The following is a 23,450-nucleotide window of genomic DNA, read 5'->3' on the forward strand; positions in this document are numbered from 1 at the left end:
TTGCATTTTTCATCATTTTTTTATATATTTGCAACCAAAATATCGAGAAGTTATGAAAAGAAGATTATTAATCATAGCATTATTGAGTACATTTTTATGTATACCATGTTGCGGCCAGAAGCATCAACGTGGCAAGGCATCCTATTACTCTAAACGAGCTACAGGAGCCAGGTCAGCAAGCGGACAGAGAATCCATCACGACAACCTGACGTGTGCACACCAATATTATCCCTTCGGTACGATGCTGAAAGTTACCAACCTCAGAAATGACAAGAGTGTAATCGTAGAGGTCATCGACCGAGGACCTTTCGGAAGAGGCCGAATTATCGACCTTTCCTGGGCTGCTGCCAAGAAACTGGATATGATTTCACAGGGTGTAGCAACGGTCAAGGTGGAAAGACTGGATAACCCTGTTCCTTTCAAGCCTGAGCAAACCAAGCTCCCGAAGGTTGATTTCGAAATGGCTGAATTTGAACCTGACCATTATTTCGAAAAGAAAGAAATGGCAAGGGAGCAAGCTGAAACCAAGGTCGAGGCTAAGGAAAAAGTACAGACTAAGGAAAAAGCAAAGGAAAAGGAAAAAGCAAAGGAAAAGGAAAAGCTAAAGGAAAAGGAAAAGCTAAAGGAAAAGCCAAAGGAAAAAGCCCCTAATCATCGCCATACGCCTTGAACCAACGGTCACAGGCCGAAGGGAAAAGCAAAGAACTGAAGCTCCTAGCACAAGGTACCCCCCTGGGCAAACCAGCTAAGCTCTGTGCACTCTGTAAGGGCAAAAGCTTAATATCCCCAAAAGAAAAAAAGCAAGAACTAGCATAAAAGCCGGTTCTTGTTTTTTTTATTTTATTTTGCAACTACTATGATTCTTATCTCTTAGTGGGAATGTTAAACTCGTTGACCTTCGAGATGGATTTACCCTCATGAATGACACTCACACAGAATCTAGCCATTCCATCCTTCAACTTCTTGTCCGCTTTCACCATAGCCGTGTATCTGACACCAGAGCCAGGCAATATCTTCTCAACATGAATGCTTTGTGAAATAAAGATATGCTTGTTTCCTGTGGTTTCAAGTACAGTAGGTACAACATCATAAACCGGAAACTTGCCGCGGTTGACAATCTCAAATATCACCTTGCAGATCTCATTCCTATTCAAACAATTATCCTCGTTGGAATCAACGAATCGGGCATTCACAATCTCTAGGGTTGTAGAATAAGAAAGACGGGCGCCAAGCTCCTCTACGGTAGCAGTTGGCATCGAAGTAGTCGGCTTCTGGGCACTATAATCTCCGGTATAGTCCTTTCCCTGAAAATCATATAAACGATCGTCTCCTCCATTATTGGAATCGAAAATCTCTGGGTTATCTATTACACGAGCATTGCTATAATCGCTTCCGGATCTGCTAGAATCAGTAGAAGGAATACTATAGTCATAAACTTCATTCCCCCCATAATGTGAAGAGCGGTTGCCACTAGGGTTTGTAGGATATCGGCGTGACGAACCCGGATAATCCGAGCGTAATTCTATCCTATCCTGCCGATAAGCAGCATCACGATCAGCCTGCGCTTTATCAGCCTGGCTTCCTATAACAGCACCTATGGCTGCTCCTCCAGCCATACCGATGATAGTTCCCATATCTGATCCCCTAGGACCACCAGACAAACCACCGATGGCAGACCCTAAGATTGAACCAATGGAACCTCCGGCATAAGCTCCACTGCCTGTATATGTATCGCAGCTACTCAACACCAAGGAAGAGCAAAGCATCAAAAATATCATCTTTTTCATATCATATCTTTTTAAATTCTTCTGCAAAAATACAACTATTTAGTTGAATATTCAAGCCAGAATCCCTAAAAAACCTTAGGGAATCCCCTAAAACAAAGAAAACAGTATTCGCAAAAAAAAGCGCCTCTGTCTAACGACAGAAGCGCTATATATAGTGAGATCTTTTGTAACTTATTCAGCTGCAGCCTCCTCAGTTGCAGGTGCCTCAGTTGCAGGAGCCTCCTCAGCCTTTGTTGCCTTGCGACTACGACGAGTCTTCTTAGCAGCCTTAGGAGTCTTAGCCATGTTCTCATCAAAGTCAACGAGCTCGATGAAAGCAATCTCAGCTGCGTCACCCTGACGGGTACCCAACTTGATTACGCGAGTGTAACCACCAGGACGGTTAGCTACCTTCTCAGCTACCTCACCGAAGAGAGCCTTAACGGCATACTTGTTCTGAAGATAACGGAAAACAACACGACGTGATGTAGTTGTATCATTCTTTGAACGAGTGATTAATGGCTCAACATACTTCTTAAGAGCCTTTGCCTTTGCGAGGGTCGTAGTGATTCTTTTGTGCTCGCTCAAGATAAGAGATGAAGCCATGTTAGCCAACATCGCGTTACGATGAGAAGCAGTACGACCTAAATGGTTGAATTTTTTATTGTGTCTCATTTTAATTTTTGTTCTTTTTGGACAAAGGATGCATTAAGCATCCTTGTCTAATTTATACTTTGAAATATCAGTTCCAAAAGACAGATTCAGACTCTCGAGCAAATCATCAAGCTCTGAGAGCGATTTCTTACCGAAGTTGCGGAACTTCAAGAGGTCAGTCTTATTATACTGTACCAAATCACCAAGTGTCTCAACATCAGCTGCCTTCAAGCAGTTTAGAGCACGAACGCTGAGGTTCATGTCTACGAGACGAGTCTTAAGCAACTGGCGCATATGAAGAACTTCTTCATCAAACTCTTGATTGTTCTCCTGATCTGGGCTTTCAAGAGTGATCTTCTCATCTGAGAAAAGCATGAAATGATAAATAAGAATCTTCGCAGCCTCTTTCAGTGCATCCTTAGGACTAATGGAACCATCTGTCGTAACCTCAAGAACGAGCTTATCATAATCGGTCTTTTGCTCAACACGATAAGGTTCAACTGCGTACTTTACATTACGAATAGGGGTGTAGATGGAATCGATTGGGAGAACGTTAACATCTGTGCAGAATTGACGATTCTCATCAGCAGGAACATAACCGCGTCCCTTATTAATAGTCAAATCAATCTGCATCGAAGCTTTGGCATCTAAATGACAAATCACCAAATCAGGGTTTAACACTTCAAATCCAGTCAGATACTTACCAATGTCACCAGCTTTGAATTCTGTAGAATTCTCAACGGTGATACTAACTTTCTCATTCTCGAATTCTTCTACTACTTGCTTGAATCGAACTTGTTTGAGATTCAAGATAATGTTGGTAACATCTTCCTTCACACCAGGAACTGAAGAGAACTCGTGCTCAACACCCGCAATACGGATGGTGTTCACTGCGTAACCCTCCAATGATGAAAGGAGAATGCGGCGCAAGGCGTTACCAATGGTCACGCCAAAGCCAGGCTCCAAAGGACGGAATTCAAATTTTCCGAACTGGTTATCAGCCTCCAGCATTACTACTTTATCAGGTTTTTGAAATGCTAATATCGCCATTAATTTAATGATTTATTTAGAGTACAACTCAACGATTAACTGCTCCTTGATATTCTCTGGAATGTCAGCACGCTCTGGCTTGTGCAAGAACTTGCCGCTCTTTGAATTATCATCCCACTCAATCCATGGGTACTTGCTATGGTTGAAACCTGCAAGTGCTGCTTCAATAACTTCGAGAGACTTAGACTTCTCACGAACAGCAACAACCATACCAGGCTTAACTGCAAATGAAGGGATATTAACTACCTTGCCATCAACAGTGATGTGCTTGTGACCAACCAACTGACGTGCAGCAGCACGAGTAGGAGCGATACCAAGACGGAACACCACATTATCGAGACGGCACTCAAGGCTCTGAAGAAGAACCTCACCAGTAATACCTTCAGCCTTTGCTGCCTTCTCAAACATATTACGGAACTGACGCTCTAATACACCGTAAGTGTACTTAGCCTTCTGCTTCTCTGCCAACATGACACCGTACTCAGACATCTTGCGACGACGGTTGTTGCCATGCTGTCCAGGAGGGAAGTTTCTCTTGGACAAAACTTTGTCTGCGCCGAAGATTGGCTCACCAAAACGACGCGCAATTTTAGATTTCGGACCTATATATCTAGCCATAATATTAATAAAATGCTATATTGTTTGTATCAATGAATGCTATTATACACGACGACGCTTTGGAGGGCGACATCCGTTGTGTGGTAATGGAGTAACGTCTACAATCTCAGTAACCTCGATACCTGCACCGTGTACGGCACGGATAGCAGACTCACGACCGTTACCTGGACCCTTAACGTAAGCCTTAACCTTGCGAAGACCAAGATCGAAAGCTACCTTAGCACAATCCTCAGCTGCCATCTGAGCAGCATATGGAGTATTCTTCTTAGAACCACGGAAACCCATCTTACCAGCAGAAGACCAAGAGATAACCTGACCCTCGTTATTAGCAAGAGATACAATAATGTTGTTAAATGAGCTATGTACGTGAAGCTGACCCAATGCGTCAACACGTACGTTTCTCTTCTTAGATGTTGCTTTTTGCTTTGCCATAATTAATTTCCTCCTTAGAATTACTTAGTAGCCTTCTTCTTATTAGCAACAGTCTTCTTCTTACCCTTGCGAGTACGAGCATTATTCTTGGTGCTCTGACCGCGAACAGGAAGACCATTACGATGTCTAACTCCACGATAGCAACCAATATCCATCAGTCGCTTAATGTTCATTTGGATCTCAGAACGGAGATCACCTTCAACCTTGAACTCAGCGCCGATAATTTCACGGATCTTGGCTGCCTGATCGTCAGACCACTCGCTGACTTTCAGGTCACGGCTTACACCTGCCTTATCCAATATCTTTGCTGAACTACTTCGACCAATACCGTAGATATAGGTCAATGCGATTTCGCCACGCTTATTCTGGGGCAAATCTACTCCAACAATTCTTATTGCCATTGTTTAATAAAAAAAATTAATAAATTAATACCTTTGCGTTAAAAGCGGTGCAAAAGTACAACTTTTTTTTTTAACAGCCATACTTTTACAGAACTTTAACATTAACCCTGACGCAATTTCATCTTAGGGTTCTTCTTGTTGATAACGAAGAGACGACCCTTACGACGTACAATTTTGCAATCAGCTGAACGCTTCTTCAATGATGCTCTTGTCTTCATAACCTTATATGTGATAATTATTTGTATCTAAAAACAATTCTACCCTTTGTCAAGTCATATGGACTCATTTCCACCTTAACTTTATCACCAGGTAAAATCTTAATGTAATGCATTCTCATCTTACCAGAGATGTGGGCAGTAATGTCGACACCATTCTCTAATTCAACGCGGAACATCGCATTTGATAATGCCTCTACAATTGTTCCATCTTGCTCAATAGCGGCCTGTTTTGCCATAATTAAAAATTTTGTCCTTCTAAATGTTCAACTTCTACGAATGAAGATAAAATTTCAGCTTTACCTTTTCGAACAACAATAGTATGCTCGTAATGAGCAGCCGGTTGACGATCTCTAGTAACTATACTCCATTTATCTGGTAGCATACCAATTTGACGGTCGCCCATAGTTATCATCGGCTCGATGACTAAGCACATGCCTTCCTTTAACAAAATACCAGAGCCCCTACTACCATAATTACGTACCGGAGGATCCTCATGCATATCCTTGCCAATGCCATGACCTGTTAACTCCCGCACAACTCCATAGCCATATTGTTGACAATGGCTCTGTACAGCGTAACCAATATCACCCAAATGTTTTCCTACTACAGCCTGTTCGATACCTAGATATAAAGACTCTTTGGTCACCTTAAGAAGTTGCTTAACATCAGAAGATATTTCTCCAACGGCAAAAGTATAACAACTATCTCCATTGAAGCCATTCAAAAGAGTTCCACAGTCGATGGAAATGATATCACCATCATTGAGAACATCCTTTTCACTAGGAATGCCATGTACAACCACATCATTGATAGATGTACATATACTAGCGGGAAAAGGCTCTCCATATGGATTAGGAAAATTCTTAAACGTTGGAATTGCCCCGTGATCACGGATAAACTCCTCTGCTATCCTATCCAAATGGAGAGTCGTTACACCTGGTTTTATATGTTTACCTAATTCAACAAGTGTTTTACCAACTAACTGGTTAGCTTGTCGCATCAGGTTAATTTCATCCTCTGTCTTCAGAAATATCTTCATTTCAAAAGATAAAGATTAATATGCTGCAACACCACCCTGACGAGTATGACCAGAATTGAGAAGGCCATCATAGTGGCGCATAAGCAAATGACTTTCGATCTGCTGCAAAGTATCAATAACGACACCTACCAAAATCAACAGAGAAGTACCTCCGAAGAATTGTGAGAAGGCCTGCTGCACATCGAGAAGTCCTGCAAGAGCAGGCATAATCGCAATAAATGCAATAAATAATGAACCTGGTAAAGTAATACGAGACATTACGGTATCAATGTACTCAGCTGTATCCTTTCCTGGTTTAACACCTGGAATGAAACCATTATTGCGTTTCATATCCTCTGCCATCTGGGTAGGATTCAATGTAATCGCAGTATAGAAGTATGTAAATGCAATAACCAAGATTACATAAACAACATTGTAAAGCAAACTACGATTATCCATCAACTGCTGAACAACGCTACTAGCATTCTCAGACTGATAGCGAACTATAGCCAATGGAATAAACATCAAAGCCTGAGCAAAGATGATAGGCATTACGTTAGCAGCAAAAAGCTTCAAAGGAATGTACTGACGTGCACCACCATACTGCTTATTACCAACCAAACGCTTAGCGTATTGAACAGGGATTTTACGTGTTCCCTGCACCAAAAGAATTGAAGCACAGACAACAGCATAAAGAATCAGAATCTCTACGATAAACATAATCAAACCACCACCGGAGATAGCCTGCAAACGCGAAGTAACCTCTTGAACGAATGCCTGAGGCAAACGTGCGATGATACCAATCATAATAATCAGAGAGATACCATTTCCAACACCCTTATCAGTGATACGCTCACCAAGCCAAAGGATGAACATACTTCCTGCTGCAAGAATGATAGTAGCTGGAATCATAAAGACTGTCCAGCTAATACCAGTTGCAAGAGCATTAGCAGCCTGCATCTTCAAATTCAAGAGGTAACTAGGAGCCTGAAAGACCAGAATGGCTACTGTCAGGACTCTAGTATACCATTGTATTTTCTTGCGGCCGCTCTCGCCCTCTCGCTGCATCTTCTGGAAATAAGGTACAGCGACAGCAAGAAGCTGCATTACAATTGAAGCTGAGATATAAGGCATAATTCCCAATGCGAAGATAGACGCATTAGAAAATGCACCACCAGAGAACATGTCCAAAAGCGACATAAGACCGCCAGAGGTCTGCGACTGTAATTTTTCCAACATGCTCGGATTAATGCCAGGAAGCACCACAAACGAGCCAAAACGGTAAATAGCCGTAAACAGAAGAGTGATGAGGAGTCTCTGACGGAGATCCTCTATCTTCCAACAGTTCTTTAGTGTCTCAATAAACTTTTTCATTTACTTAGATTATAGTTGCGTTACCACCTACTGCCTTGATTGCTTCTTCGGCAGTCTTTGAGAAAGCATTAGCTTCAACTTCCAATTTTGCTTTAAGTTCACCGTTACCGAGAACCTTAACGAGCTCCTTACCATTGGTAAGAGCAGCAGCCTTAAGTTCCTCAATACCGATCTTTGTAAGGTTCTTTGCTTCAGCAAGAGCCTGAAGAGTTGAAAGGTTTACTGCGAAGTACTCCTTATGGTTGATATTCTTGAATCCAGCCTTTGGAACACGACGCTGCAATGGCATCTGACCACCTTCGAAACCAATCTTTCTCTTATAACCAGAACGAGCCTTGGCACCCTTGTGACCACGTGTAGAAGTACCACCGAGACCAGAACCTGGACCACGACCAATACGACGACGTGAATGGGTAGAACCTGCAGCAGGTTTCAAATTATTTAATTTCATAATCGTTCCTAATTTATAAAGATTAATTAATCAACTACACTTACGAGGTGATGAACCTTACGGATCATACCACGGTTGCTAGGAGTATCCTCTACTTCAACAACCTGAGAAATCTTGTGGAGACCAAGACAAGCGAGTGTACGCTTCTGATCTACTGGAGCACCGATCTTACTCTTAATCTGCTTGACTTTAATTGTTGCCATATTCGATATTTCCTAATTAACCGTTAAATACTTTATCCATACTGATACCACGCTCACCTGCCACTGTGTATGCATCACGCATCTCAGCAAGAGCAGCAATAGTAGCCTTTACAAGGTTGTGGGCATTTGAAGAACCCTTAGACTTTGCAATGACATCCTTGATACCAACGCTCTCAAGAACAGCACGCATAGCACCACCGGCCTTCAAACCTGTACCGGCAGCAGCTGGCTTAATAAGAACCTTAGCACCACCGAATGCAGTCTCAACCTCGTGAGGAACTGTACCCTTGAGTACAGGAACCTTAACCAAGTTCTTCTTTGCAGCCTCAGTACCCTTAGCGATAGCAGCTGTAACCTCACCTGCCTTACCAAGACCGTAGCCGATTACGCCATTACCGTCACCAACAACGACGATAGCAGCGAATGTGAAAGTACGACCACCCTTAGTAACCTTAGTTACACGGTTGATAGCAACCAAGCGATCCTTAAGTACTTCTTCGTTATTTACTTTTACTTTATCCATTGCCATAATCGTTTAAAATTTAAGACCACCGTTACGAGCACCCTCAGCCAACTGCTTTACGCGACCATGGTAAAGATAACCATTACGGTCGAAAACTACTGCCTCAACGCCAGCAGCCTTTGCCTTCTCAGCAATGAGCTCGCCAACCTTAGTTGCCTGCTCCTGCTTAGGCATCTTCTCCAAACCAAGTGAAGAAGCTGATGCAAGTGTAGTGCCTGTCAAATCGTTAATAACCTGAGCGTAAATCTGCTTGTTAGAGCGGAATACACTAAGACGTGGACGCTCAGCTGTACCGTTCACACTCTTACGAATGCGGAACTTTATCTTAATTCGTCTTTCTACTTTCTTTGTTGTCATAATCGTAAATAATTAAAATTACTTAGCTGAAGCACTCTTACCAGACTTTCTGCGAATAACTTCACCCTTAAAGAGAATACCCTTACCCTTATAAGGCTCAGGCTTGCGGAAAGAACGAATTTTTGCACAAACGAGTCCCAACAACTGCTTGTCACATGACTCCAATGTCAAGATTGGGTTCTGGTTTCTTTCAGACTTAGTCTCAACCTTAATCTCCTTAGGCAACTGGATGAAAATAGGGTGAGTGTAACCCAAAGCAAACTCAATAAGGTTGCCCTGGTTAGAAACACGATAACCAACACCTACCAATTCCAAAACCTTTGTATAACCAGCGCTAACACCAACAACCATGTTGTGGACGAGAGAGCGATACAAACCGTGGAAAGCCTGCTTCTGCTTAACATTTACAGGACTATTTTCATCGATTTCAAAGCTAATATGACCATCTGCATTGATAAACTTGATAGATGGATCAATCCACTGAGAAAGTTCACCCTTAGGGCCCTTTACTGTACAAACGTGTGAATCGTTGTCATAGTTTACAGTAACACCTGCAGGGATACTAATTGGCAATTTTCCTATTCTAGACATATAAAAGCCTCCAATTAATAAATATAGCAAAGAACCTCGCCACCGATCTTAAGATCAGAAGCCTCTTTGTCTGTCATTACACCTTTGGATGTAGATAAGATTGCGATACCTAATCCGTTAATAACTCTAGGCATGTCCTTGTAACCAGTGTACTTACGCAAACCTGGAGTAGACACGCGCTTCAAACACTTGATAGCGTTTTGCTTTGTAGTTGGGTTGTACTTCAAGGCAACCTTGATTGAGCCCTGAGGACCATCCTCTACAAACTTGTAGTTGAGGATGTAACCTTTCTCGAAGAGGATCTTTGTAATCTCTTTCTTCAAGTTAGACGCAGGAACTTCAACAACACGGTGATGTGCCATGATTGCGTTTCTGAGTCTTGTCAGATAATCTGCTATTGGATCTGTCATAAAATATAAATGTTTAATTAATCGGGACTACCCCGACAATATTAAATAAAAAAATTCTTTGCCTTTAAAGATTACCAGCTAGCCTTCTTTACACCAGGAATCAAACCTGCAGAAGCCATCTCACGGAACTGGATACGAGAAAGACCAAACTGGCGGATATAACCCTTAGGACGACCAGTGATCTTGCAACGGTTGTGAAGACGGATAGGGTTTGCATTCTTTGGGATAGCCTGAAGCTTACGAGCTGCCTCGTATGCTTCGGCTGGATCATTAGAAGTTGCAATAATCTTTTTCAGAGCTTCGCGCTTTTCAGCGTAACGAGCTACAAGCTTTGCACGCTTAATCTCGCGAGCTTTCATTGATTCTTTTGCCATATCTCTTAATCTTTATTTGCGTTCTTGAATGGAAGACCGAAAGCCTTCAAAAGAGCAAAACCTTCCTCGTCTGTCTTAGCAGTTGTTACGAAGGTAATGTTCATACCCTGAATACGATCAATCTCATCGATATTGATCTCTGGGAAGATGATCTGCTCTGTGATACCCAATGTGTAGTTACCACGACCATCAAACTTGCTCTCAATACCCTTGAAGTCGCGGATACGAGGAAGAGAAACACGAACGAGTTTCTCCAAGAACTCGTACATACGCTCACGACGCAATGTTACCATAACACCGATAGGCATCTTCTTACGAAGCTTGAAGTTTGCGATATCCTTCTTAGAATATGTAGCAACAGCCTTCTGACCGGTGATAGCAGTAATCTCATTGATAGCTACGTCAACAAGCTTCTTGTCCTGAGTAGCGTCACCGAGACCCTGGTTGATGACAATCTTCTTCAATACTGGAATCTCCATAGCAGAAGAATAGTTGAACTGCTTCTGAAGAGCTGGTGCGATTGTCTCCTTATATACTTTCTTTAACTGTGCTGTATCCATTACTTGATTTCCTCCCCTGACTTTTTAGCGATGCGAACAACGTTTTTACCCTCATGCTTGATAGCAACGCGAGTAGCCTTGCCACTCTTAGGATCGATCAAACTCAAATTTGAGATATGAATAGGAGCCTCCTGCTTTACGATGCCTCCCTGAGGATTCTGAGCAGATGGCTTAGTGCTCTTAGATACCATGTGCACACCCTCAACGATGGCACGGTTCTCGTCAACGAGGACCTTGAGCACCTTACCTGTCTTGCCCTTATCAGCACCGGCAATAACGATAACGGTATCGTCTTTCTTAATATGTAACTTACTCATTACTTTTTACTTTTTTAATATTAAAGAACCTCAGGTGCCAAAGAAACGACTTTCATATTAACTGCACGAAGCTCACGAGCAACAGGACCGAAGATACGGCTACCACGAAGCTCACCTGCATTGTTGAGCAATACACAAGCGTTATCGTCGAAACGGATATATGAACCGTCTGGACGACGAATCTCCTTCTTTGTGCGAACAATCAAAGCCTTTGATACTGCACCCTTCTTCAAATCACTTGATGGCATAACGTTCTTGACAGCAACGACAATTACGTCACCAACACTTGCGTAACGACGGCCTGTACCACCGAGAACTCGAATGCAGAGAGCCTCGCGAGCGCCGCTGTTATCACATACTGTAAGTCTTGATTCAGTCTGTATCATAATTACTTAGCTTTTTCTACGATTTGTACTAATCTCCATCTCTTTGTCTTAGACAGAGGACGAGTTTCCATGATCATAACTGTATCACCTACGTTAGCCTCATTGTTCTCGTCATGCGCATGGTACTTCTTTGTCTTCTGGACAAACTTACCATAAATAGGGTGCATCTCCTTGAACTTAGCTGCAATAACAATGGTTTTATCCATCTTGTTGCTGATAACAACACCCTGTCTTACTTTTCTTAAATTTCTTGTTTCCATCTGGACCATTATTATTTGTTAAGTTCTCTCTGACGAAGTTCAGTTTTCATACGTGCGATATCACGACGAGCAACCTTAATCTCTGATGGATTCTCAAGTGGAGTAACATTGTGGTTGATCTTCTTCTTGTTCAAAGCGTCAACAGCTGCCTCCAACTTCTCAACCAATTCCTTGGTCTCGATATTTTTAATTTCTGCAATCTTCATAATTAAGCGTTTTTATCGTAATCACGTCTAACAATAAACTTAGTCTTCACTGGAAGTTTCTGAGCACAAAGGCGAAGGCCTTCTTTAGCGATATCGAAACTTACACCCTCTACTTCGAAGAGAATACGACCTGGTGTAACAGGTGCAACCCATCCTGCTGGATCACCCTTACCTTTACCCATTCGGACATCTGCAGGCTTACGAGTGATTGGCTTATCAGGGAAAATTCGGATCCAGACCTGACCCTGACGGTTCATGTAGCGGTTCAATGCCACACGAGCTGCCTCAATCTGACGGCTATCGATCCACTTTGACTCAAGAGTCTTGATGCCGAAAGAACCGAATGCCAATTGTGTACCTCTGTGAGCGTTGCCTTTGTTGCCACGACCATCTTGAGGTCTTCTATATTTTACTCTTTTTGGCTGTAACATGATAGCTTTCTAAAATTTAACGGTTATTGTTTCTTTTACGATTACCACCACGGTTGTTAGAGCGACCGTTTCCACGGTTATTATTGTTGCTCTTGTTGTCCTGAGCGAAATTTGGAGTAAGATCAGCCTTACCATAAACCTCACCACGGCAAATCCAAACCTTGATGCCAAGCAAACCTACCTTAGTAAGAGCCTCGCACTGGCAATAGTCGATGTCTGCACGGAAAGTGTGAAGAGGAGTACGACCCTCTTTGTACATTTCCTTACGTGCCATTTCAGCACCGTTCAGACGACCTGTAATCTGAATCTTGATACCCTCAGCACCAGCACGCATGGTGTTAGCAACTGCCATCTTGATAGCGCGACGATAAGCAATCATGTGCTCAATCTGGCTCGCGATGTTCTTACCAACGATGGTAGCATCAAGCTCAGGCTTCTTAACCTCGAAGATGTTGATTTGAATCTCCTTCTTGTAGAGCTTCTTCAACTCTTCCTTCAACTTATCTACATCCTGACCACCTTTACCAATGACAATACCTGGACGGGCTGTGCAAATAGTAATGGTAACAAGTTTCAATGTACGTTCGATAACGATACGAGAAACACTTGCCTTAGCAAGGCGCTCGTTAAGATACTTACGGATTTTCTGATCCTCTACGAGGTTGTCACCGAAGTTCTTACCACCGAACCAATTTGAATCCCAACCACGGATAACACCAAGTCGGTTACTAATCGGATTAACTTTCTGTCCCATTCTACTTAATTATTTTTCGTCATTAGTTTTTGCATCAACAAAGAGAGTTACATGGTTAGAACGCTTACGGATTCTATAACCACGACCCTGTGGTGCAGGTCTCATACGTTTCATTGTAACGCCTTCGTCAACGAAGACCTTACTGATATAAAGCTCACCGTCTTCAGCCTTGCGATTATTCTTTGCTTCCCAGTTAGCTATAGCTGAACGGAGTAATTTCTCAACGTCAGCAGATGCCTGCTTCTTAGAGAAGCGAAGTACTCCGAGTGCACGGTTTACCTCCATACCACGAATCATGTCTACAACGTAGCGCATCTTACGTGGAGAAGAAGGAACGCCTACCAACTTAGCGAAGTACAAGTTTTTACGGGCTTCTTTCAATTTCTCAGCCGCAATATGTTTTCTTGCTCCCATTATTTACTTAAATTTTTAAATGGTTTAACCCTTAGCTTACTTTCTGTTACCAGAGTGACCGCCAAAGCGACGTGTTGGAGCGAACTCTCCAAGCTTGTGGCCAACCATATTCTCTGTAACATAAACAGGGATAAATTTATTACCGTTATGAACTGCAACAGTATGTCCTACGAAATCAGGAGATATCATTGAAGCTCTAGCCCATGTCTTAACAACATTCTTCTTGCCACTCTCGTTCATAGCGAGAATCTTCTTCTCGAGAGAAACGTTGATGTATGGACCCTTTTTAAGTGAACGACTCATAATTTACTCTTTATTTTTTGTTAGCTCTTTCAATAATATACTTGTTAGAAAGCTTCTTAGGTGCGCGAGTCTTAAGACCCTTAGCGTACAAGCCCTTACGTGAACGTGGATGACCACCACTCTGGCGACCTTCACCACCACCCATTGGGTGATCAACAGGGTTCATAACAACACCACGGTTGTGTGGACGACGACCCAACCAGCGTGAACGACCAGCCTTACCAGACTGCTCAAGAGCATGGTCAGAGTTACCAACACTACCAACTGTAGCCTTACAAGCACTCAAAATCTGGCGTGTTTCACCAGAAGGGAGCTTAATTACACAATAACTGCCCTCACGAGAAGTCAACTGAGCAAAATTACCAGCCGAACGAACCAACAAAGCACCCTGACCAGGACGCAACTCGATGTTGTGGATCACTGTACCTACAGGGATGTTTGCCAATGGAAGACAGTTACCGATTTCAGGAGCAGCCTCTGCACCTGACATCAAAGTAGCGCCTACCTGAAGTCCGTTAGGAGCAATAATGTAACGTTTTTCACCATCAGCGTAGTAAAGCAAAGCGATACGAGCCGAACGGTTTGGATCGTACTCGATTGTCTTAACAACTGCTGGAACACCATCTTTCTCACGTTTGAAGTCGATTAAACGATACTTCTGCTTATGACCACCGCCAATGTAGCGAACGGTCATCTTACCGGTGTTGTTTCGACCGCCGGTAGAACGCTTACCGTAAACGAGAGACTTCTCTGGCACGGATGCAGTAATATCCTCGAACGTGCCAATAACCTTGTGTCTTTGACCCGGAGTAACCGGTTTTAATTTACGTACTGCCATTTTTTATTTTAAATATTGCTGTAAAAATCAATTGTATCGCCCTCCTTAAGAGTAACGATTGCCTTCTTGAACGCATTCTTCTGACCCTTAACAAGACCTGCCTTTGTGTAACGAGCAGAGCGCTTGCCAGCGTAGCGAATAGTGTTCACGTCAACTACTGTAACATTATACAGACTCTCAACTTCCTTCTTAATCTCGAGCTTATTAGCCTCAGGACGAACAACGAAGCCATAGCGGTTAGGCTGCTTGTCTGTAATCTTGGTCATCTTCTCAGTAACCAATGGTTTGATAATAAATGCCATATTCTAATATCTCCTTTTTACTTTGTTAAGATCTGGTCGATAGTCTCAAGCGACTTTTCTGTAATCACTACAACATCTGCGTTCAAAATTTTGTACGAATTGACGTTAGATGCGAGGATAACCTCAGCGCGCTGTAAGTTACGTGCAGACAAATATACGTTTTTATTTGATTCTGGCAAAACAAAGAGTACTTTTTTGCCCTCGATTTTAAGATTCTTAAGAACACTTAAGAATTCTTTAGTCTTTGGAGCCTCGAATGTGAAATCTTCCAACATTACGATTGCGCTCTCCTGTGCCTTGTAAGACAAAGCAGACTTACGAGCAAGAATCTTTACTTTTTTGTTGAGCTTGAAGCGGTAATCACGTGGTTTAGGACCAAATACGCGAGCACCACCTACGAGTACAGGTGAGTTAATATCACCACGGCGAGCACCGCCGCCGCCCTTCTGACGACCAAGCTTACGAGTAGAACCGCTCATCTCGCTTCTCTCCTTAGACTTAGCTGTACCCTGACGCTGGTTAGCGAGATACTGCTTTACGTCGAGGTAGAGAACGTGATCGTTAGGCTCAATGCCGAAGACTGCATCATTAAGAGCTACCTTGCGGCCGGTCTCCTGACCTTTGATATCTAATACGCTAACTTCCATTATTTCTCAATTAAAACAGTTGAACCTTTGCATCCAGCGAAAGAACCCTTAACGATAAGGAGATTCTGCTCTGGAATTACCTTTAACACCTGAAGGTTCTGAGTTGTTACTCTATCACCTCCCATTTGGCCGCCCATGCGCATACCCTTGAATACCTTAGCAGGGTAAGAACATGCACCAATAGATCCCGGCTTACGGGCGCGGTCATCCTGACCATGAGTAGACTGACCTACACCACCGAATCCGTGACGCTTAACAACGCCCTGGAAGCCTTTACCCTTTGATGTACCAATTACGTCAACGAACTTGCAGCCGTTGAAGATTTCAACTGTAATGGTGTCACCGAGGTTGTACTCCTCATCAAACTTGAACTCGGCCAAGTGCTTCTTAGGTGTTGTGCCTGCCTTCTTGAAGATTCCCATCATAGGCTGAGAAGTACGCTTCTCCTTTGCCTCTTCGAAACCTAACTGATAAGCCTTGTAACCATCCTTTTCTACGGTCTTAACCTGGGTTACAACACAAGGACCTACTTCGATAACAGTGCACGGAATGTTCTTACCGTCGGCACTGAAAACGGATGTCATTCCGATTTTCTTTCCAATTAATCCTGGCATTTCAATTTAATTTTTAATAATTAGACTTTGATTTCTACTTCTACACCACTTGGCAATTCAAGCTTCATCAAGGCATCAACTGTCTTAGCTGTTGAGCTGTAGATGTCAATGAGACGCTTGAAATCTGAGAGCTGGAACTGCTCGCGAGACTTCTTGTTAACGAAAGTACTACGGTTTACAGTAAAAATACGCTTGTGTGTTGGCAGTGGAATAGGACCACTAACGATAGCGCCTGTTGCCTTTACAGCCTTCACAATCTTCTCAGCTGACTTGTCAACCAACTGGTGGTCGTAAGACTTCAGCTTAATTCTGATTTTCTGACTCATTTTTAAAATTAAGTTATTATTATATGAATTATTTTAGTCTAAAGGAAGAAGAGGTACGCTGCTTAAGAGTCATTCGCTAAGCAGCGCCTCATCTTACCATTATTTCTTTGTTATTAAAGAAGTTCTGCGTGACCCTTAACCTCCTCCAACACAGCCTTAGCAATTGTTGAAGAAAGAGGTGCATGATGATCGTACTCCATAGAACTTGTTGCACGACCAGAAGTGATAGTACGCAAAGCTGTTACATAACCGAACATCTCAGCCAATGGAACCATTGCCTTTACGATGCGAGCACCGCTACGACCTTCTTCCATACCCTGAACGAGACCACGGCGCTTATTCAAGTCACCGATTACGTCACCCATGTTCTCTTCTGGAGTAACAACCTCTACCTTCATGATAGGCTCCATCAAAACAGGACCAGCCTTAGGGCAAAGTACCTTGAATGCCTGATGTGCTACCAACTCGAATGACAACTGGTCAGAGTCAACTGGGTGGAAGCTACCATCGGTCAAAGTTACCTTCAAACCTGTCATTGGGAAGCCACCGAGTACACCATTTGACAAACAGTCAGCGAAGCCCTTCTGTACTGATGGGATGAATTCCTTAGGAACGTTACCACCCTTAACCTCGTTGATGAACTGCAAGTCGCCCTCCTTGTAATCCTCGTCCTTAGGACCGATGGTTACATCGATACAAGCGAACTTACCACGACCACCAGACTGCTTCTTGTAAGTCTCACGGCTCTGAGCTGTCTTAGTGATAGCCTCCTTGTAGTTAACCTGAGGTTTACCCTGGTTACACTCAACCTTGAACTCACGCTTCAAACGGTCGATGATGATATCCAAGTGGAGCTCACCCATACCAGAGATGATTGTCTGACCGCTCTGCTCATCAGTACGTACTGTAAAGGTTGGATCCTCCTCAGCCAACTTAGCGAGACCGTTATCCAACTTAGCGATGTCAGCCTGGCTCTTAGGCTCAACTGCGATAGAGATTACAGTATCAGGGAATGTCATAGACTCCAATACAATTGGGTGATCCTCATCACAGAGTGTATCACCAGTACGGATATCCTTGAAACCTACACCTGCACCGATATCACCTGCGTCGATTGACTCCATTGGAATTTCCTGCTTAGAGTTCATCTGGAACAGACGGCTGATACGCTCGCGCTTGCCAGAACGTGGGTTGTAAACATAAGAACCAGCAACAACCTTACCTGAGTAAACGCGGAAGAATACCAAGCGGCCCATGAATGGGTCAGTAGCAATCTTAAATGCGAGAGCAGATGTTGGCTCATCCTCAGATGGCTTACGATCCTCTTCCTCTTCTGTATCAGGGTTAGTACCGATGATATTTGGAGTATCCATTGGTGATGGCAAGAATGCACATACATAGTCGAGCAATGGCTGAACACCCTTGTTCTTGTATGAAGAACCGAGCAACATTGGGCAGCATTCCATAGCGCAGCAACCCTTACGGATAGCAGCAAGGAGTTTCTCCTCTGGAATATCCTGACCATCGAGATAGAGCTCCATAACCTCGTCATCGAAGTTAGCAGCACCCTCAAGAAGCTTATCACGCCACTCTGCAGCCTCGTCAGCCAAATCAGCAGGAATTTCCTCTACGTCATACTCAGCACCCATAGTCTCATCGTGCCAGAGAATAGCCTTCATCTTGATCAGGTCAACTACACCCTTGAAGTTCTCCTCTGCACCAATAGGAATCTGAATAGCAATAGGATTAGCACCCAAGATATCCTTCATCTGCTGAACTGTCTCAAAGAAGTTAGCACCTGAACGGTCCATCTTGTTTACATAACCGATACGAGGTACATTGTACTTGTCAGCCTGGCGCCATACTGTCTCTGACTGTGGCTGTACACCGTCAGCTGCAGAATATGTAGCAACAGCACCATCGAGTACACGGAGTGAACGCTCAACCTCAGCAGTGAAGTCAACGTGTCCCGGAGTATCGATCAAGTTAATCTTATAAGACTTACCGAGATAGTTCCAGTTACAAGTTGTAGCTGCAGAAGTGATAGTAATACCACGCTCCTGCTCCTGGACCATCCAGTCCATTGTAGCAGCACCATCGTGTACCTCACCGATCTTATGAGTCTTACCTGTATAGAACAAGATACGCTCAGATGTTGTTGTCTTTCCGGCATCGATGTGCGCCATGATACCGATGTTACGTGTCAAATGTAAATCGCGATTTGCCATTTTCTTTTAAACCTATTTTATATGTTAAATTAGAATCTGAAGTGAGCAAATGCACGGTTAGCCTCAGCCATACGATGCATATCCTCCTTACGCTTGAAAGCGCCACCCTGATTGTTATAAGCATCCATAATCTCAGCAGCAAGCTTGTCTGCCATAGTCTTACCACCACGCTTGCGAGCGAAGCTGATAAGGTTCTTCATAGAGATACTTTCCTTACGGTCAGGACGAATTTCTGTAGGAACCTGGAAGGTAGCACCACCAATACGGCGGCTCTTAACCTCAACCTGTGGAGTAATATTATCGAGAGCCTGCTTCCAAATTTCAAGTGCAGACTTCTCCTCGTTAGCCATCTTAGCCTTTACGGTATCGAGTGCATTGTAGAAAATCTCATAAGATGTATTCTTCTTACCATCATACATCAAATGATTTACGAATTTAGAGACCTTCTGGTCGTTGAAGACTGGATCTGGGAGGATCACTCTCTTCTTTGGTTTTGCTTTTCTCATTTTTAATCGAAAAAATTTAAATTCTGCATGGGGCTGTATATCGTTCTTCAACACTCGCACCCGAGTATTTACTCAACCTGTTACTTCTCCAGCAAAACGTTTAATAAAATAATCTTTTTACCTAAACTCTCGACCTTCTCCGACCGTGAGTTTTCGGATTTCTTTTAATTTTGTCCGGATTTAGAATTACTTCTTAGCCTTTGGACGCTTAGCACCGTACTTAGAACGACGCTGTGTGCGGTTTGCAACACCTGCGGTATCAAGAGTACCACGAACGATGTGATAACGAACACCAGGAAGGTCCTTTACACGACCACCACGAACCAATACGATTGAGTGCTCCTGCAAGTTGTGTCCCTCTCCTGGAATGTAAGAGTTAACCTCCTTAGAGTTTGTCAAACGTACACGGGCAACCTTACGCATTGCCGAATTAGGCTTCTTTGGAGTTGTTGTGTAAACACGAACGCAAACACCACGACGCTGAGGACATGAATCCAAAGCTGGAGACTTGCTCTTGTCTACCAAAACTCTTCTGCCTTTTCTTACTAACTGTGAAATAGTAGGCATAATTTTACTTTTTAATTTATTATTTTGTTTTTTATTATTGTCTTATTTCCGTATAAGCCACCACATTATGGGGTTTTTCGGGGTGCAAAGTTACGATTTTTTCTGCAAACTACCTAATATTATAGGTAACTTTTGAAAAAGGATTCTAAATTTTAACTTTATATAACTATTAAAAACAAAACTTATAAAGAAAAAGTGGAATTTAGCAGGAAATTTAGTCTTAGTATGTATGTTTTATGGATTAAGCCTCACCTTTTGGTGTGCCGAATGGAGCGATAGTACGATCCTGCTGCTCTTCTGCCATCTTAATCTTACCGAAAGTCTGCTCATAATTATATACATTACTCTGCAAGGCCTGAAGCAAACGCTTAGCGTGCTCTGGTGCCATGATGACACGGCTCTTGATCTGAGGTGCCGGCATTCCTGGGAGTGCACAAGCAAAATCCAAAATGAAATCTGAGCTAGAATGGGTAATCAATGCCAAGTTTGAATATGTACCTTCTGCTACTTCTGGGCTGATACCCATCTGGAACTGATTCTGCTGTTCCTTATTCTTATTTTCTTCCATAATTTTATCAAGTTAATAGGGTTAAACTTTAATTTATGATGCAAATTTACACATAATATCTGGAAAAAACGAATAATCTGCCAATTATTTTGTGTTAAAAGTCCTTTCACACTAAAACGCTTCAAAGACACAAGCTTAGTATGAAAGGACTTTTGAAATATAAATTCTTTTTTATCTGAAGAACCGGTCTGTCAGAAGCGGCTCTTCTCTGCATTACCAGCACCTGAGCCCTTATACTTTCTATGACCGGAATTGAATTTATAGACCACCCTGACACCAATTTCACGGGCACTATTATAACTATCCTTCGTCAAGGTTGCATGGTCACCATACATGGTCCATTGGTCTTTCTGACTTCTGAAGATATCGTCTGCATAGAAATTAACAGTCAAAGCTTCATCCAAAAATGTCTTAACCATTCGCATGGAGGCATAATAACCAGAGCGATACCGGCGGAAAGCATTATAGGATGTAGTATTGGCATGAAGAGTTACCCATGAAGTCCAAGTGGAGCTCAACTTAAACTGGTTGTTCCATGTAATACCCAAGGCAGGCTTCGACAAACCACGAGGAGCACCATATTTTTCCGCATCAAAAAAAGGCTTCTGAAAGAAGACTTGCCATGTAGGCTGATACCAATCGAACTTGGGAGCAGCTATGACATACGCTGTCATCGTCTGCTTGCTGGAAAAGTTCACATTTCTCAAGAAGGCTATATCCTGATGATTATAAAGGGTAACATACCAGATGATGGGATTGTCCTCATAAAGATACTCCACACCAAACGAAACCCAGTTGCACATCACATCCAATGAAACATCATGAGCAATGGTAGGACGAAGATAAGGATCGCCACCTTCATACATATAGCGATTATCATACTGCACCTCATTGCGCAAGGAACTATAAGAAGGACGCTTTGTCTTGCAGGTATACGCCAGAGATGCCGCCCATGGTTCCTTATTCCATGACAGGGTCAGGTTGGGAAACCAATTGCTATAATTCCTGCTAGGCTCTTCTTCATACTTACCGAAAGAATAATACTTGGCAGACACATACTCGTATCTCAATCCTGCATCCATTGAAAACGAGCCTAAAGGATATGAAAAGGCAAGAAATCCCGCCAAATTATCTTCCTTCATATCGGTAGAAGCATCCGCCACAATGCCTTCCGCATTGCTATATTCTCCGCTACTGTGGGTATGGCTCACTTCGCTTCCTAACTCCAACTGCCCCTTGGCTATGGGATAAGAAAGAACCAGTTTGCCTGCAAGCAACTGATTATGGCGGCGACTCGCAGTATGGATTTCCCGATTTTCCAATACGGTAGCCTCTTCTGTTTCCAACATATCCCGCCCAGTTTTTTGCCAGAGATAGGTTCCATTAAAGTCTATTCCCAGTTTATTGACCTTTCCCACATAGTAAGCATTCAACTCATGGGTAGGACCACCTATATCATCGACCAATGCTTTCTGTTTGATGATATCCACAGGTTGTCCCTCATTGAATATTTCCTGCTGTCCATCAACATGCCCTTTCGCATAGGGTTCGCATTCTAAATCATAAGAAGCACCGATAGAGTTTTCATCATTGAGATCATAATTGAAACCAAAGTTTACTTCTCCCATTGTATTGCGATAGGATAAGGGATCATACTGGTTTACGGTAACATTCTTCGTTCCTTCAATATGCTGAATTAGCGAAGTAGCCTCCTTATGCCCTCTTGTATATCCCCAAAGAGACCCAAACATGTTGAGCTTTTCACTCTGATAATTGAGACTAAGCTGTTCTGACCCTCCCAGATATCCATTATACCATACCATGGAATTCAAGGAACCACTCATACCTTCACCTTGCTTCTTGACGGTCCGGATACGAATCACCGAACTGACCGTGGCATCATATCTTGCACCAGGCGAAGTAATGATTTCCACATTCTTGATGGCATCAGACTTCAGGCGCTGCAATTCCCTGGAATCTCTCACCTGCTTATTGTTGATATATATAATAGGTGTACCCTTGCCATAAACGCTGATGACATCGGTACTACTTACATTGATGCGAGGTAATTGTCGGAGTACATCAACGGCATCTCCTACTTTTGACAAATCAGAATGCTGTATGTCTATGAGCATTCCTTCACGTCCCATCTTGAAAGATGGCAATTTCGCCTTCACCGTAACACCATTGATATGCATGGTACTCTCCTTCAATACCACATTTCCGACTTTTCCCACATTATATATATTATATAAGGTGTAATAACCAACACAACTTACTTTGGCGAGAACCTTCTTCATGCCACAAGGTATCACGAAATTGCCGCTGGCATTGGTCACACCACCTGTGAGAAAGGAAGAATCCCTAGGATTGAGTAAAGCCACATTGGCAAAATCCACTGGTCGATGACGTTCATCAATCACCCGTCCCATCAATTTGGTAGGTTCCTTTTGGGTACATTCCACGAATATCAAGCTATCCTCTATCGTAGCCTTCATCGGATAAAATCCAAAGACCCGCCCCAAAGCTTCCTGCAAATCGAGATTACGGAAAGAGGTAGTGACGGTGAAATCTTCCAGTTCATTATAGATAAAACTGATTTTATATCGACGGGTTGCCTTGTCTAAATCCTTCAGGACTTCGGACATTGAACGGTTGCTATAGCTTCGAGAGATGCGCTGTCCAAACGATGCCTGTACCAACAGACACATCAGGAAAGCGAACATATATTTCTTCATAATCTTTATATTGATTTGATACATATTACAAATAAGCCAACTTGT

At 42.9% G+C, this 23,450-nt stretch carries 37 protein-coding genes; 1 reads left to right on the forward strand and 36 read right to left on the reverse strand.

Annotation, left to right across the window (positions count from 1 at the left end; genetic code table 11):
• The first annotated feature begins 52 nt into the window (after positions 1 to 52).
• A complete protein-coding gene (locus ACTQ16_RS06700; protein WP_441936728.1) occupies positions 53 to 670 on the forward strand; it encodes a septal ring lytic transglycosylase RlpA family protein in 618 nt (205 codons plus the stop codon).
• A 193-nt stretch (positions 671 to 863) separates the two neighbouring features.
• On the opposite strand, the gene ACTQ16_RS06705 is transcribed toward ACTQ16_RS06700, so the two are convergent.
• The 36 genes from ACTQ16_RS06705 to ACTQ16_RS06880 form a co-directional block, all read right to left on the reverse strand.
• Positions 864 to 1,787 carry a hypothetical protein gene (locus ACTQ16_RS06705; RefSeq protein WP_441936730.1) on the reverse strand — a complete coding sequence of 308 codons (924 nt, stop codon included), beginning with the start codon at positions 1,785 to 1,787 and terminating at the stop codon, positions 864 to 866.
• A gap of 171 nt (positions 1,788 to 1,958) precedes the next feature.
• Positions 1,959 to 2,441, reverse strand: coding sequence for a 50S ribosomal protein L17 (rplQ, locus tag ACTQ16_RS06710; protein ID WP_294969712.1), 483 nt, complete (start codon positions 2,439 to 2,441; stop codon positions 1,959 to 1,961).
• A gap of 33 nt (positions 2,442 to 2,474) precedes the next feature.
• Positions 2,475 to 3,470, reverse strand: coding sequence for a DNA-directed RNA polymerase subunit alpha (locus ACTQ16_RS06715; protein WP_153125320.1), 996 nt, complete (start codon positions 3,468 to 3,470; stop codon positions 2,475 to 2,477).
• A 12-nt stretch (positions 3,471 to 3,482) separates the two neighbouring features.
• Entirely contained in the window at positions 3,483 to 4,088 is a 606-nt protein-coding gene (gene rpsD, locus ACTQ16_RS06720) for a 30S ribosomal protein S4 (protein ID WP_217760887.1), read from the reverse strand.
• Positions 4,089 to 4,130: 42 nt separating this feature from the next.
• Positions 4,131 to 4,520, reverse strand: coding sequence for a 30S ribosomal protein S11 (gene rpsK / locus ACTQ16_RS06725; protein ID WP_294969718.1), 390 nt, complete (start codon positions 4,518 to 4,520; stop codon positions 4,131 to 4,133).
• Positions 4,521 to 4,540: 20 nt separating this feature from the next.
• Positions 4,541 to 4,921, reverse strand: a complete 381-nt coding sequence (gene rpsM, locus ACTQ16_RS06730) for a 30S ribosomal protein S13 (RefSeq protein WP_022252022.1) — start codon at positions 4,919 to 4,921, stop codon at positions 4,541 to 4,543.
• A 101-nt stretch (positions 4,922 to 5,022) separates the two neighbouring features.
• On the reverse strand, positions 5,023 to 5,139 hold the full coding sequence (gene rpmJ, locus ACTQ16_RS06735) for a 50S ribosomal protein L36 (RefSeq protein WP_006848814.1): 117 nt from the start codon (positions 5,137 to 5,139) through the stop codon (positions 5,023 to 5,025).
• A 17-nt stretch (positions 5,140 to 5,156) separates the two neighbouring features.
• Positions 5,157 to 5,375, reverse strand: a complete 219-nt coding sequence (gene infA / locus ACTQ16_RS06740; protein WP_006848815.1) for a translation initiation factor IF-1 — start codon at positions 5,373 to 5,375, stop codon at positions 5,157 to 5,159.
• 2 nt (positions 5,376 to 5,377) lie between these two features.
• Complete coding sequence (gene map, locus ACTQ16_RS06745) at positions 5,378 to 6,178, reverse strand: type I methionyl aminopeptidase (protein WP_441936731.1); 801 nt, start codon at positions 6,176 to 6,178, stop codon at positions 5,378 to 5,380.
• A 15-nt stretch (positions 6,179 to 6,193) separates the two neighbouring features.
• Positions 6,194 to 7,531, reverse strand: a complete 1,338-nt coding sequence (gene secY / locus ACTQ16_RS06750; RefSeq protein WP_118116704.1) for a preprotein translocase subunit SecY — start codon at positions 7,529 to 7,531, stop codon at positions 6,194 to 6,196.
• 4 nt (positions 7,532 to 7,535) lie between these two features.
• A complete protein-coding gene (rplO, locus tag ACTQ16_RS06755) occupies positions 7,536 to 7,982 on the reverse strand; it encodes a 50S ribosomal protein L15 (RefSeq protein WP_294969726.1) in 447 nt (148 codons plus the stop codon).
• Positions 7,983 to 8,008: 26 nt separating this feature from the next.
• The gene (gene rpmD / locus ACTQ16_RS06760; RefSeq protein ID WP_153125311.1) at positions 8,009 to 8,185 is read right to left on the reverse strand and encodes a 50S ribosomal protein L30; all 177 of its coding nucleotides are present in this window, start codon (positions 8,183 to 8,185) and stop codon (positions 8,009 to 8,011) included.
• Positions 8,186 to 8,201: 16 nt separating this feature from the next.
• Positions 8,202 to 8,714: a 30S ribosomal protein S5 gene (rpsE, locus tag ACTQ16_RS06765; protein WP_117662536.1), complete on the reverse strand. Its 513-nt coding sequence runs from the start codon at positions 8,712 to 8,714 to the stop codon at positions 8,202 to 8,204.
• 6 nt (positions 8,715 to 8,720) lie between these two features.
• Complete coding sequence (gene rplR / locus ACTQ16_RS06770; protein ID WP_022122151.1) at positions 8,721 to 9,065, reverse strand: 50S ribosomal protein L18; 345 nt, start codon at positions 9,063 to 9,065, stop codon at positions 8,721 to 8,723.
• 18 nt (positions 9,066 to 9,083) lie between these two features.
• Positions 9,084 to 9,656 (reverse strand): 50S ribosomal protein L6, encoded by a 573-nt coding sequence (rplF, locus tag ACTQ16_RS06775; RefSeq protein ID WP_153125309.1) that lies wholly within the window; start codon positions 9,654 to 9,656, stop codon positions 9,084 to 9,086.
• Positions 9,657 to 9,670: 14 nt separating this feature from the next.
• Positions 9,671 to 10,066, reverse strand: a complete 396-nt coding sequence (rpsH, locus tag ACTQ16_RS06780; protein WP_006848822.1) for a 30S ribosomal protein S8 — start codon at positions 10,064 to 10,066, stop codon at positions 9,671 to 9,673.
• A gap of 71 nt (positions 10,067 to 10,137) precedes the next feature.
• Positions 10,138 to 10,440, reverse strand: coding sequence for a 30S ribosomal protein S14 (gene rpsN / locus ACTQ16_RS06785; RefSeq protein WP_089543921.1), 303 nt, complete (start codon positions 10,438 to 10,440; stop codon positions 10,138 to 10,140).
• A gap of 5 nt (positions 10,441 to 10,445) precedes the next feature.
• A complete protein-coding gene (gene rplE / locus ACTQ16_RS06790) occupies positions 10,446 to 11,000 on the reverse strand; it encodes a 50S ribosomal protein L5 (protein ID WP_288231472.1) in 555 nt (184 codons plus the stop codon).
• Positions 11,000 to 11,317, reverse strand: a complete 318-nt coding sequence (gene rplX, locus ACTQ16_RS06795) for a 50S ribosomal protein L24 (RefSeq protein WP_089543922.1) — start codon at positions 11,315 to 11,317, stop codon at positions 11,000 to 11,002. The genes rplE and rplX overlap by 1 nt, the downstream gene beginning before the upstream one ends.
• Before the next feature lie 20 nt (positions 11,318 to 11,337).
• A complete protein-coding gene (gene rplN, locus ACTQ16_RS06800; RefSeq protein ID WP_294969736.1) occupies positions 11,338 to 11,703 on the reverse strand; it encodes a 50S ribosomal protein L14 in 366 nt (121 codons plus the stop codon).
• Between the two features lie 2 nt (positions 11,704 to 11,705).
• Entirely contained in the window at positions 11,706 to 11,972 is a 267-nt protein-coding gene (gene rpsQ, locus ACTQ16_RS06805; RefSeq protein WP_006848827.1) for a 30S ribosomal protein S17, read from the reverse strand.
• 2 nt (positions 11,973 to 11,974) lie between these two features.
• The gene (gene rpmC, locus ACTQ16_RS06810; protein WP_006848828.1) at positions 11,975 to 12,169 is read right to left on the reverse strand and encodes a 50S ribosomal protein L29; all 195 of its coding nucleotides are present in this window, start codon (positions 12,167 to 12,169) and stop codon (positions 11,975 to 11,977) included.
• Between the two features lie 2 nt (positions 12,170 to 12,171).
• Complete coding sequence (gene rplP / locus ACTQ16_RS06815; RefSeq protein ID WP_006848829.1) at positions 12,172 to 12,600, reverse strand: 50S ribosomal protein L16; 429 nt, start codon at positions 12,598 to 12,600, stop codon at positions 12,172 to 12,174.
• Positions 12,601 to 12,616: 16 nt separating this feature from the next.
• On the reverse strand, positions 12,617 to 13,354 hold the full coding sequence (gene rpsC, locus ACTQ16_RS06820) for a 30S ribosomal protein S3 (protein ID WP_153125305.1): 738 nt from the start codon (positions 13,352 to 13,354) through the stop codon (positions 12,617 to 12,619).
• 9 nt (positions 13,355 to 13,363) lie between these two features.
• Positions 13,364 to 13,768: a 50S ribosomal protein L22 gene (gene rplV / locus ACTQ16_RS06825; RefSeq protein WP_006848831.1), complete on the reverse strand. Its 405-nt coding sequence runs from the start codon at positions 13,766 to 13,768 to the stop codon at positions 13,364 to 13,366.
• Between the two features lie 36 nt (positions 13,769 to 13,804).
• Positions 13,805 to 14,071 (reverse strand): 30S ribosomal protein S19, encoded by a 267-nt coding sequence (gene rpsS / locus ACTQ16_RS06830; protein WP_006848832.1) that lies wholly within the window; start codon positions 14,069 to 14,071, stop codon positions 13,805 to 13,807.
• A gap of 10 nt (positions 14,072 to 14,081) precedes the next feature.
• Entirely contained in the window at positions 14,082 to 14,909 is an 828-nt protein-coding gene (gene rplB, locus ACTQ16_RS06835; RefSeq protein WP_089543925.1) for a 50S ribosomal protein L2, read from the reverse strand.
• A gap of 8 nt (positions 14,910 to 14,917) precedes the next feature.
• Positions 14,918 to 15,211: a 50S ribosomal protein L23 gene (gene rplW / locus ACTQ16_RS06840; protein ID WP_006848834.1), complete on the reverse strand. Its 294-nt coding sequence runs from the start codon at positions 15,209 to 15,211 to the stop codon at positions 14,918 to 14,920.
• A 17-nt stretch (positions 15,212 to 15,228) separates the two neighbouring features.
• The gene (gene rplD, locus ACTQ16_RS06845; RefSeq protein ID WP_153125301.1) at positions 15,229 to 15,858 is read right to left on the reverse strand and encodes a 50S ribosomal protein L4; all 630 of its coding nucleotides are present in this window, start codon (positions 15,856 to 15,858) and stop codon (positions 15,229 to 15,231) included.
• Complete coding sequence (gene rplC, locus ACTQ16_RS06850; RefSeq protein WP_294686191.1) at positions 15,858 to 16,472, reverse strand: 50S ribosomal protein L3; 615 nt, start codon at positions 16,470 to 16,472, stop codon at positions 15,858 to 15,860. Before rplC ends, rplD begins: the two co-directional genes overlap by 1 nt.
• Positions 16,473 to 16,492: 20 nt before the next feature.
• Positions 16,493 to 16,798 carry a 30S ribosomal protein S10 gene (gene rpsJ, locus ACTQ16_RS06855; protein ID WP_006283658.1) on the reverse strand — a complete coding sequence of 102 codons (306 nt, stop codon included), beginning with the start codon at positions 16,796 to 16,798 and terminating at the stop codon, positions 16,493 to 16,495.
• Between the two features lie 113 nt (positions 16,799 to 16,911).
• A complete protein-coding gene (fusA, locus tag ACTQ16_RS06860) occupies positions 16,912 to 19,026 on the reverse strand; it encodes an elongation factor G (RefSeq protein WP_294969745.1) in 2,115 nt (704 codons plus the stop codon).
• A 29-nt stretch (positions 19,027 to 19,055) separates the two neighbouring features.
• Positions 19,056 to 19,532 (reverse strand): 30S ribosomal protein S7, encoded by a 477-nt coding sequence (rpsG, locus tag ACTQ16_RS06865; protein WP_153125295.1) that lies wholly within the window; start codon positions 19,530 to 19,532, stop codon positions 19,056 to 19,058.
• 186 nt (positions 19,533 to 19,718) lie between these two features.
• Positions 19,719 to 20,099: a 30S ribosomal protein S12 gene (rpsL, locus tag ACTQ16_RS06870; protein WP_006848839.1), complete on the reverse strand. Its 381-nt coding sequence runs from the start codon at positions 20,097 to 20,099 to the stop codon at positions 19,719 to 19,721.
• A gap of 241 nt (positions 20,100 to 20,340) precedes the next feature.
• Entirely contained in the window at positions 20,341 to 20,667 is a 327-nt protein-coding gene (locus tag ACTQ16_RS06875; RefSeq protein ID WP_153125293.1) for a DUF3467 domain-containing protein, read from the reverse strand.
• A gap of 191 nt (positions 20,668 to 20,858) precedes the next feature.
• Positions 20,859 to 23,405 (reverse strand): outer membrane beta-barrel family protein, encoded by a 2,547-nt coding sequence (locus ACTQ16_RS06880; RefSeq protein ID WP_441936733.1) that lies wholly within the window; start codon positions 23,403 to 23,405, stop codon positions 20,859 to 20,861.
• Between the last annotated feature and the right edge of the window lie 45 nt (positions 23,406 to 23,450).

Origin of the sequence: Prevotella sp. LCP21S3_D2 (genome assembly GCF_052118345.1) — a bacterium.
Classification (GTDB): Bacteria; Bacteroidota; Bacteroidia; order Bacteroidales; family Bacteroidaceae; genus Prevotella.